Below are 8,556 nucleotides of genomic sequence, written 5' to 3'. Positions count from 1 at the left end.
AAAAAAGGAGTAGAAATCCATAGATATCTACTCCTTTTTAGGTCTTAATTTATTAGAAACACTTTTTCAGTGCCCTCAACACAGGTTGGGGCTTCTTTATTTTAATGAGATCCATCACTTAAAATCAGTTGCTGCATTGCATCACAAACACCAATTTTAAAAACAAATCCCATTCACAAATTAAATTTCAAATTATTCTCCTAGTTTGGGGTAATCGTTATATCCTTTTGCAGTAAAAGTGTAAAAAGTACTTGGATCAGGAGCATTCAATGGGGCGTCAATTTTAAAACGAGTCACTAAATCTGGATTTGCAATGAACGGTACACCGTAAGCAACCATATCTGCATAGCCCTCTTCAATTACCTTATTTCCCGTTTCTTTAGTAAAACTTTTATTGATCATCAATAACCCTTTGTAAATAGGTCTAAAATGTTTAGCCACCTCAGTTACTGCATACGGCACATCGGTAACATCCGTAAAAGGTTCCGTTAAATGCAAATAAGCCAAACCATAATCGTTCAATTTATTAACAATATATTCGTGTGTGTCAATAGTGTCTTTATCTAGAGTCATTCCTTGAGCACCGTGTAAAGATGGATTCAATCTTACCCCTACCCTAGAATAATCAATAACATCTTTCAAAGCATCTAAAGTTTCAAATAAGATTCGTGCTTTATTTTCAATACTTCCTCCGTACTCATCAGTACGAGTATTGGAAGTTCCGTTAAAAAACTGGTGAAACAAATAACCATTTGCTGCATGCAGCTCTATACCGTCAAAACCAGCCTCAACAGCATTCTTTGTACTATTTTTAAAATCCAATACCGTTTGCTTGATATCAGCAACTGTCATTTCTTTTGGCGTTACAGTATCAATAAAACCCGTTGCTACATATGCCTTTGCTTCTGGATTAATTGCCGATGGGGCGTGAGGCAACTCGCCATTATGCAATTCCGGGTGCGACAATCGGCCTGTATGCCATAATTGAACAAAGATTTTCCCTCCTTTATCATGTACTGCTTTTGTAACTTGTTTCCAGCTTTGGGTTTGCTCTGAGCTATAAATTCCTGGAACATTGATAAAACCAACTGCTTTTTTACTTACCACAGTTCCCTCTGTAATGATCAAACCCACATCAGCACGATCAGCATAATAAGTAGCCATCTCGGCCGTAGCCAGATTTCCTTCATTTCCTGCTCGGCTTCTTGTCATGGGCGCCATAGCCATGCGGTTGTTGTATTTTTCTGTTTTAAAAGTATAGGGTTGTAACAAAGTGATAACACTCATAGTATATTTTGTTTTATTATTATTAATTTATTTGCGAAACGAAAGTATTAAAACCAATGCGTTCAAAAATATTAGAAACAGTATCAAGTGCATACGAGTCGTGTCCTTCTAGAAGAAATTCCTTTTCGGCTTGATCGTCTGAGTTAACATTGATGACTTCGATAATTTTAGAATGAGGAAAAATAAGATCAAAACTTACTTGGTGATTAATAGACTTGGTAAACTCATCGTCATTTTCCATAATCACAATAATTTTGGCCGTAGCCACTTCTTTAATTGTTTGCACAACAGTTGCATCATTAATACAAAAACCCGAAAGAATAATTAAATCGGCTTCCCAACTGGCATTGGTAGCACAAGGCATTTTTTCGAGGTAAGCATAACGGTTTTTACTTAAAAGTGCTTGATGAATTTCCGACAGTGCTTGTTCGTTTTTATCAAATAATAAAAGTTGATAACGTGCAGCTAATTCGTTTAACACTGCAAAATTCCTTTTATCAGAAGCGCCTATTACGGCAATTGTTTTTATGTTTTGCATTTGATCCGTTTTTTAATACGGCAAAACTACAACCTACAAAAGCCCTTAATCCTTGAGGTAGATTAAGAAATACTGTTGATCTAAATCAATTTTTATTTTCGAAGGCTGATCTGCTTGCGCACACGACTCAAGGTCTCAGGAGTAAGCCCCAAGTACGAAGCCACCATGTGCTGCGGAATGCGACTGATAATTTCTGGATAAGAAGCTGTTAATTTCAAATACTTTTCTTCGGCAGTTGCAGTTAAAGCTCCATTCACCCTAGACTGTAAAGCAATATAAGCATTTTGCAATAAAAGTCTTTGATACCTTTCAAATGCAGGAACAGCATCCATCAAAGCTTCACGAGCGGTGGTGGTCAACAATAGCAACTCCGAATCTTCAATCGCCTCAATAGTGTAGGTGGAATTTCCGCCAGTTAAAAAACTAGATAAATCTGTAATCCACCAGCCATCAAAAGCAAATTGCATCACATTCTCATTGCCTTTTTCATCTGTAGAATAAGATCTAAGGATTCCTTTTTCGACAAAAGCATTGTACGTACACACATCACCTTCTAGAAGTAAGGTTTGTTTTTTTCTAATTTTTTTTGGAATAAAAAAAGTCTTGCACAACTCAAATTCCTCGTTTGACAATACTACTTTTTGACTAATACTCTTTTTTAATTGCTCGTACATGTTTGCAAGATAATAATTACCCACACATTAAAAAAGGAGCTGATGTAAAAAAAGAGCGCAACTATTAGTCTCTAACCATTATTTGCACCCATTGGTTAACCATAACAAAATCAAAAATCATTTGTCTTACGGCAAAATAAAAATTACATTTGTCACAGTTTAACTTTTACACACAAAATGAAGCCTAACACACAACAATTAAACGATTTAACTATCCAAGTAAGAAGAGACATTCTTCGAATGGTACATGCCGTAAACTCAGGACATCCTGGAGGTTCACTAGGTTGTACTGAATTTCTAGTAGCCTTATACCAAAACCTTATGGAACGCAAAGAAGGATTTGATATGGACGGAATAGGAGAAGATTTGTTCTTCCTTTCAAACGGTCATATTTCTCCTGTATTCTATAGCGTATTAGCAAGAAGCGGGTATTTCCCGGTTTCAGAATTAGCTACATTCCGTTTAATCAACACGAGATTACAAGGTCACCCAACCACTCACGATAACTTACCAGGAGTTAGAATCGCATCTGGTTCTCTTGGTCAAGGTTTATCTGTAGCGATTGGTGCTGCTCAAGCAAAAAAATTAAACAATGACAATCATTTAGTTTACACACTTCATGGTGATGGTGAATTGCAAGAAGGTCAAAACTGGGAAGCAATCATGTATGCATCTGCTAAAAAAGTAGACAACCTTATTGCAACTGTCGATCTTAACGGAAAACAAATTGACGGAACTACTGATGAAGTTCTTGCAATGGGAAGCATTCGCGCTAAGTTTGAAGCTTTTGACTGGGATGTTATTGACATCAAAGAAGGAAACAACATCGACGCCATTCTTGCAGGAATGAACGAAGCTAAATCTAGAACAGGAAAAGGAAAACCAGTTTGTGTATTATTACATACTGAAATGGGTAACGGAGTTGACTTTATGATGTACAGTCATGCATGGCACGGTAAAGCGCCAAATGATGCACAACTAGAAAATGCATTAGCTCAAAATCAATCAACTTTAGGCGACTACTAAAAAGTGATCAGCTTGTAGGAATTAGTGTTCAGTAAAATGCTGCTAAAAATCTAAATTAGAAAATGAAAAAATATACAAATACAGGAAGTAAAGATACTCGTTCAGGTTTTGGAGCGGGAATGACTGAATTAGGTCAAAAGAATGAAAATGTTGTTGCCCTTTGTGCAGATTTAATTGGATCATTAAAATTTGATGATTTCAAAAAAAATCACCCAGAGCGTTTTTTCCAAATCGGAATTGCTGAAGCAAACATGATTGGAATTGCAGCAGGATTAACTATTGGTGGTAAAATTCCTTTTACAGGAACTTTTGCTAACTTTTCTACAGGAAGAGTCTATGACCAAATACGTCAATCAGTAGCTTACTCTGATAAAAATGTAAAAATCTGTGCATCACACGCAGGATTAACATTAGGAGAAGATGGAGCAACTCACCAAATTCTAGAAGATATAGGATTGATGAAAATGTTGCCAGGAATGACTGTAATCAACACTTGTGATTACAACCAAACTAAAGCAGCGACTCTTGCACTTGCTGATCATCATGGTCCAGCTTACTTGCGTTTTGGACGTCCAGTTGTGCCTAACTTCATGCCAGCAGATGAGCCTTTCGTAATAGGAAAAGCAATATTATTAAGCGAAGGAACTGACATAACTATTGTTGCTACAGGACACTTAGTTTGGGAAGCACTTATTGCTGCCGAAGCATTAGAAGCTAAAGGAATCTCTGCAGAAGTAATCAATATCCACACAATTAAACCTCTTGATGAAGAAGCAATTCTAAAATCATTGGCTAAAACAAAATGTATAGTAACTGCCGAAGAACACAACATCCTTGGAGGTCTTGGCGAAAGCGTTTCAAGAGTATTAGCATTAAACCAACCTGCTCCACAGGAGTTTGTTGCGGTAAATGATAGTTTTGGAGAATCTGGAACACCAGACCAATTAATGGAAAAATACAAACTAAACAATCAAGCCATTGTTGAAGCTGTAGAAAGAGTTATTGCCAGAAAGTAATCCTTTTTCCAGAACAATAAAATAAGCCGTTAACTTCTAAAGTGAACGGCTTATTGCTTTTATTTATGCTATTATTAATACCATTGAACTATTTGAGACCAATTATACATGGAAGAATTATACAATACTGACGTATTTATATTATAAAAACCGTTAAAATTCATAGTCGGTATATAGTTAGTTGCAAGTAGAATATTAGATCCATTAGCAAAGTCAAAAACACCGGACCCCTGATTTGAAGTCCAACCAGAAGCTACATCAAAGCTGACTGCAAATGTTAGTTTATTTATTGTACTTGTATTAGTTTTCCATGTACATCTCCAAAAAGAACAAGACTTATATTGCTCTGCAGTATACAAAAACATTTTACTTGAAGCAATTTCACCATTACTGTATTTAATAGTCTCATTACTTAATACCAATACCAATCTTCTGTTTGAATTATCAAAATACTGTACCCAATCTTTTGATCGATTTTCATTAGGAACTGTTTTATTTGTACTATTGCTACTTTTAGATGATACATTTAGCAAACTACCATATACTTCGAGTTTATTTTTAATCAATAATAATTCGCTCGCGGTTTTATCAATGTCTTTTTCATTTACTTTATAAAAAACCCTTTCATTCAACCAAATAACAGTTTCGTTAATTTTAAATTTAGAATCCGTATTTAAAATAGCATTCAAAGCATCTGAATAAATAACTTCTGAATTATCAATCTCATCGTTTAAATAAACAGCAGATACATTCTCAGTGTTTAGTCGAGAAAGATGACCTTTTTTTGAAATCCAACTTTGGATTTCTTTTGTACTTTTCAATTCTGACAATTGAGAGTACTCTTTAATAAAAGACTTATCATCTTTAAACGACAACATTTTACCATCTAAAACTGATAATGAAGCCTCCGCTGAGGCATTGATAGGTTCAAGTGAATCCTTACTGCAGGATACAAAAACTACCGCAACTAACAACACAAATAATTTTTTCATTTCTTTTAAATTAATATTAATCCTACAATATTAATCTATTCAGTTTAAAATAGTAAGAAAAATAATTAAATTTAACATTTTTTTAACAAGTTGAATAAACTATAAGTAAGACCTATAAAAAAGATGGCTTTCCAAATCTCATATTGGAAAGCCATCTATCTAAAGAAAAACATTTTATTAGTTACATTTAACTAAATGCCTTTTAATTCTGGCAGGATTAGTCGTGTTACCACTACAATCAGGAATAATTGCAAAAGGAATAATTGTACCATCAGCTGCCGAAATTTCTTTTCTAGTTCCAATACCGTCTGCATCATCATCCACATCAAGAAAATTTGGAATTCCATCGCCATCTGTGTCATCTGGATTCACTGCACCTGTAGGTAATTCTCCTTTAGTCCACATATATCCATCTCCATCTAAGTCTTCTTGATATGACAGAATTCCGTCAGGGGTAGGCGTATTATTTGAAATATTAAATTCATGATCCAATCGTTGAATTTCGTACAGTTTAAAAGTAAATATTAACGGAGCATAAGCAGGAATACTACTATTTCCTGCAGCATAATAAGCTAATCCCGAAGGTATAAACATCACACCTGCTCCAAAATTTGAATAAGAAATTGAACCATCCGAATTTGAGGTATAAGTTCCTGTTTTAAATTGAGGAAATATTTCTTTCCAACCTCTAATATAACCAATTAAATTTGCTCTCTGTGGTTCAAATTTCCATTCTTCAAATTTAGTTGTAGTAAGCGTTGAAATGCCATCTACTGCCTTATTTTCTAAATATTCTCCTCTATAGGTTGTGTACACTTCATCCACATTACTGGGAGATTCCCCCACTCCTTCTCTTAAAACTAAATAATATAATTTATAAGTAATGTCATGAAGTTTTACCTCTCTACTCAACAATTTAGGAAAGGTAGTTTTGTCTTTATAAGACATAATAGGGTCTTGCGTTCCTCCAGCAGGAATTTTAGTAAAAACAACATCCTGATCGTCAGGCGCACCAGGATTATTTGTAACTGTTATATAATAGTTATTTAAGTATTCTTCGATATCTGCAAGATCAGTAGCATATTGTACACTATATTCCCTTGGAGGGGTAATTTCTGGAGTATCACTTTTCGAGCACGAAAATAAAGAGACTGTTGTAATTAATAAAATAAAATAATACCTAAATTTGTTCATTATTGCTGATTTTTAAGTGCGCAAGATACAATATTGATTTATTTTTGTAAACAATTTAACTCCTATTTTAGAAATTTTATGAGAATAGACAAATATTTATGGTGCGTAAGATATTACAAGACAAGAAATATGGTAACAGAAGCTTGTAAAAAGAATCATGTTACCGTTAATGGACATGTTGCAAAACCATCCAAAGAGGTATTTCCTACAGACAAAATTACTTTTAGAAAAGATCAAATTACCCAAATTATTACGGTTCTTGATATTCCTGATAGCCGCGTAGGAGCCAAACTTGTTGACATATACAGACGCAACGACACCCCAGCCGAAGCATACCAACATCTAGAACTTTTAAAATTATCGAAAGATCATTATCGAAAAAACGGAACTGGTAGACCTACTAAAAAAGACCGTCGTGACATTGACGAATTTGGAAACGAAATCCTATCAGACGACGACGACTTAGAATAACATTTAATTAAACTCGAAACAACAGACCATAATGAGCAAAAACATCATCTTAACGAATCAAGAAATAGAGCATAAAATTAAAAGGATTGCTTATCAAATTTATGAGACTTTTGTAGATGAAAAAGAAGTCGTTTTAGCAGGCATAGCATCCAATGGGTATCTTTTTGCCGAAAAAATAGCAACCGAACTCAAAAGCATTTCAACACTCGAAGTATTGCTTTGCGAAGTACAGATCAATAAACAACAACCAGAACTTCCTATTACCACTTCCTTAAGCAAAGAAGCATACGCTAATAAAGGACTTATATTGATTGATGATGTGTTGAATTCAGGAACAACACTGATCTATGCCGTGCGTCACTTTCTAGACGTTCCTTTGAAAAAATTCAAAACAGCAGTACTTGTTGATCGAAATCATAAAAAATACCCTGTAAAAGCTGATTTCAAAGGAATATCACTTTCTACTTCACTACTTGAACACGTTCAAGTAGTTTTTGACGAAAACAATAACAGTTACGCTTACCTAAGCTAGTACTGCCACAATATCATTCACAGTTTGCTCAACCAATTTATTATCTACTGAAACAGTAAACTGTGCTTGATTATAATAAAAACTCCTTTCAAAAAGATGCATAGCAATGAACTCCTTCATTTCTGCATCATTTTTATCCGCTATAAGCGGTCTTTTACTTTTATTGACTGACAGACGTGCAAACAAGGTTTCAATAGAAGCCTTCAAGTATATAGACTTTACTCCATCCCCTTTTAGCAATTCATGATTATTGGCATAACATGGAGTTCCTCCTCCTAAACCTATAATAACATTTTGATCGTTGTTTAACAATTCGACAAAAGCATCGTGCTCCAACCTTCTAAATTTGATCTCACCATATTGCTCAAAAATACTTTTTACAGACATTTTGGCTTTTTCCTCTATATATTCATCCAAATCCACGAATGGAATTTGAATATTTTTCGAAAGTACTTTAGCAATTGTTGACTTCCCGCTACCCATATAGCCCAATAACACAATTTTATTCATATAATAAATCCTTATAAATTAGACCGTTATAATTAATTAAAAAAAAAAGACAAATTTAAAGCAAAAAACTTTGGAAAACATCAAATAAAGTCCTTATATTTGCACCCGCATTCAAGCAAAGAAATTATGACTCGATAGCTCAGTTGGTAGAGCACATCACTTTTAATGATGGGGTCCTGGGTTCGAGCCCCAGTCGGGTCACAAATAGTGATCAACACATAATTTATTTGAATGCAATGACTCGATAGCTCAGTTGGTAGAGCACATCACTTTTAATGATGGGGTCCTGGGTTCGAGCCCCAGTCGGGTCACAAAA

The 8,556-nt window shown here is 34.7% G+C and carries 10 protein-coding genes and 2 tRNA genes; 6 read left to right on the top strand and 6 right to left on the bottom strand.

From position 1 onward, the window contains the following. Nucleotides 1-192: 192 nt before the first annotated feature. The 3 genes from H8R24_RS17010 to H8R24_RS17000 all read right to left on the bottom strand — a co-directional run bounded on the left by H8R24_RS17010 (nucleotide 193) and on the right by H8R24_RS17000 (nucleotide 2,499). Nucleotides 193-1,287, bottom strand: coding sequence for an alkene reductase (locus tag H8R24_RS17010; RefSeq protein ID WP_187021480.1), 1,095 nt, complete (start codon nucleotides 1,285-1,287; stop codon nucleotides 193-195). A 22-nt stretch (nucleotides 1,288-1,309) separates the two neighbouring features. Then, the gene (locus H8R24_RS17005; protein ID WP_187021478.1) at nucleotides 1,310-1,825 is read right to left on the bottom strand and encodes a hypothetical protein; all 516 of its coding nucleotides are present in this window, start codon (nucleotides 1,823-1,825) and stop codon (nucleotides 1,310-1,312) included. A 92-nt stretch (nucleotides 1,826-1,917) separates the two neighbouring features. Continuing rightward, the gene (locus H8R24_RS17000) at nucleotides 1,918-2,499 is read right to left on the bottom strand and encodes a Crp/Fnr family transcriptional regulator (protein ID WP_187021476.1); all 582 of its coding nucleotides are present in this window, start codon (nucleotides 2,497-2,499) and stop codon (nucleotides 1,918-1,920) included. Between the two features lie 177 nt (nucleotides 2,500-2,676). Between H8R24_RS17000 and H8R24_RS16995 the strand changes: the two genes are divergently transcribed. Together H8R24_RS16995 and H8R24_RS16990 are read left to right on the top strand one after the other, a co-directional pair. Continuing rightward, entirely contained in the window at nucleotides 2,677-3,525 is an 849-nt protein-coding gene (locus tag H8R24_RS16995) for a transketolase (protein WP_187021474.1), read from the top strand. Between the two features lie 62 nt (nucleotides 3,526-3,587). Then, a complete protein-coding gene (locus tag H8R24_RS16990) occupies nucleotides 3,588-4,541 on the top strand; it encodes a transketolase family protein (RefSeq protein ID WP_187021472.1) in 954 nt (317 codons plus the stop codon). 74 nt (nucleotides 4,542-4,615) lie between these two features. On the opposite strand, the gene H8R24_RS16985 is transcribed toward H8R24_RS16990, so the two are convergent. Together H8R24_RS16985 and H8R24_RS16980 are read right to left on the bottom strand one after the other, a co-directional pair. Next, nucleotides 4,616-5,533 (bottom strand): hypothetical protein, encoded by a 918-nt coding sequence (locus H8R24_RS16985; RefSeq protein ID WP_187021471.1) that lies wholly within the window; start codon nucleotides 5,531-5,533, stop codon nucleotides 4,616-4,618. 177 nt (nucleotides 5,534-5,710) lie between these two features. Continuing rightward, on the bottom strand, nucleotides 5,711-6,727 hold the full coding sequence (locus tag H8R24_RS16980) for an FKBP-type peptidyl-prolyl cis-trans isomerase (protein ID WP_187021469.1): 1,017 nt from the start codon (nucleotides 6,725-6,727) through the stop codon (nucleotides 5,711-5,713). Nucleotides 6,728-6,805: 78 nt separating this feature from the next. Here H8R24_RS16980 and H8R24_RS16975 point away from each other — a divergent pair, with 78 nt between their 5' ends. Then, a complete protein-coding gene (locus H8R24_RS16975) occupies nucleotides 6,806-7,198 on the top strand; it encodes an RNA-binding S4 domain-containing protein (protein ID WP_187021467.1) in 393 nt (130 codons plus the stop codon). 31 nt (nucleotides 7,199-7,229) lie between these two features. Then, entirely contained in the window at nucleotides 7,230-7,730 is a 501-nt protein-coding gene (locus H8R24_RS16970) for a phosphoribosyltransferase domain-containing protein (protein ID WP_187021465.1), read from the top strand. Here H8R24_RS16970 and H8R24_RS16965 read toward each other — a convergent pair. Beyond that, complete coding sequence (locus tag H8R24_RS16965; protein WP_187021463.1) at nucleotides 7,722-8,240, bottom strand: shikimate kinase; 519 nt, start codon at nucleotides 8,238-8,240, stop codon at nucleotides 7,722-7,724. The genes H8R24_RS16970 and H8R24_RS16965 overlap by 9 nt on opposite strands. 128 nt (nucleotides 8,241-8,368) lie before the next feature. Here H8R24_RS16965 and H8R24_RS16960 point away from each other — a divergent pair. Together H8R24_RS16960 and H8R24_RS16955 are read left to right on the top strand one after the other, a co-directional pair. Then, nucleotides 8,369-8,441, top strand: a tRNA-Lys gene (locus H8R24_RS16960). Nucleotides 8,442-8,478: 37 nt separating this feature from the next. After that, nucleotides 8,479-8,551 (top strand) — tRNA-Lys (locus tag H8R24_RS16955). Nucleotides 8,552-8,556 lie beyond the last annotated feature (5 nt).

The organism is Flavobacterium muglaense (assembly GCF_014305155.1).
In the GTDB taxonomy this organism is placed as follows: domain Bacteria; phylum Bacteroidota; class Bacteroidia; order Flavobacteriales; family Flavobacteriaceae; genus Flavobacterium; species Flavobacterium muglaense.
The sequence above is the reverse complement of the archived record's forward strand: the minus strand, read 5'-3'. Positions and strand labels throughout refer to the sequence as shown.

Bases quoted from the DNA above. Each gene is read 5' to 3' on its own strand.
- H8R24_RS17010 (WP_187021480.1), bottom strand. From the start codon at position 1,287: ATGAGTGTTATCACTTTGTTACAACCCTATACTTTTAAAACAGAAAAA.
- H8R24_RS17005 (WP_187021478.1), bottom strand. From the start codon at position 1,825: ATGCAAAACATAAAAACAATTGCCGTAATAGGCGCTTCTGATAAAAGG.
- H8R24_RS17000 (WP_187021476.1), bottom strand. From the start codon at position 2,499: ATGTACGAGCAATTAAAAAAGAGTATTAGTCAAAAAGTAGTATTGTCA.
- H8R24_RS16995 (WP_187021474.1), top strand. From the start codon at position 2,677: ATGAAGCCTAACACACAACAATTAAACGATTTAACTATCCAAGTAAGA.
- H8R24_RS16990 (WP_187021472.1), top strand. From the start codon at position 3,588: ATGAAAAAATATACAAATACAGGAAGTAAAGATACTCGTTCAGGTTTT.
- H8R24_RS16985 (WP_187021471.1), bottom strand. From the start codon at position 5,533: ATGAAAAAATTATTTGTGTTGTTAGTTGCGGTAGTTTTTGTATCCTGC.
- H8R24_RS16980 (WP_187021469.1), bottom strand. From the start codon at position 6,727: ATGAACAAATTTAGGTATTATTTTATTTTATTAATTACAACAGTCTCT.
- H8R24_RS16975 (WP_187021467.1), top strand. From the start codon at position 6,806: ATGAGAATAGACAAATATTTATGGTGCGTAAGATATTACAAGACAAGA.
- H8R24_RS16970 (WP_187021465.1), top strand. From the start codon at position 7,230: ATGAGCAAAAACATCATCTTAACGAATCAAGAAATAGAGCATAAAATT.
- H8R24_RS16965 (WP_187021463.1), bottom strand. From the start codon at position 8,240: ATGAATAAAATTGTGTTATTGGGCTATATGGGTAGCGGGAAGTCAACA.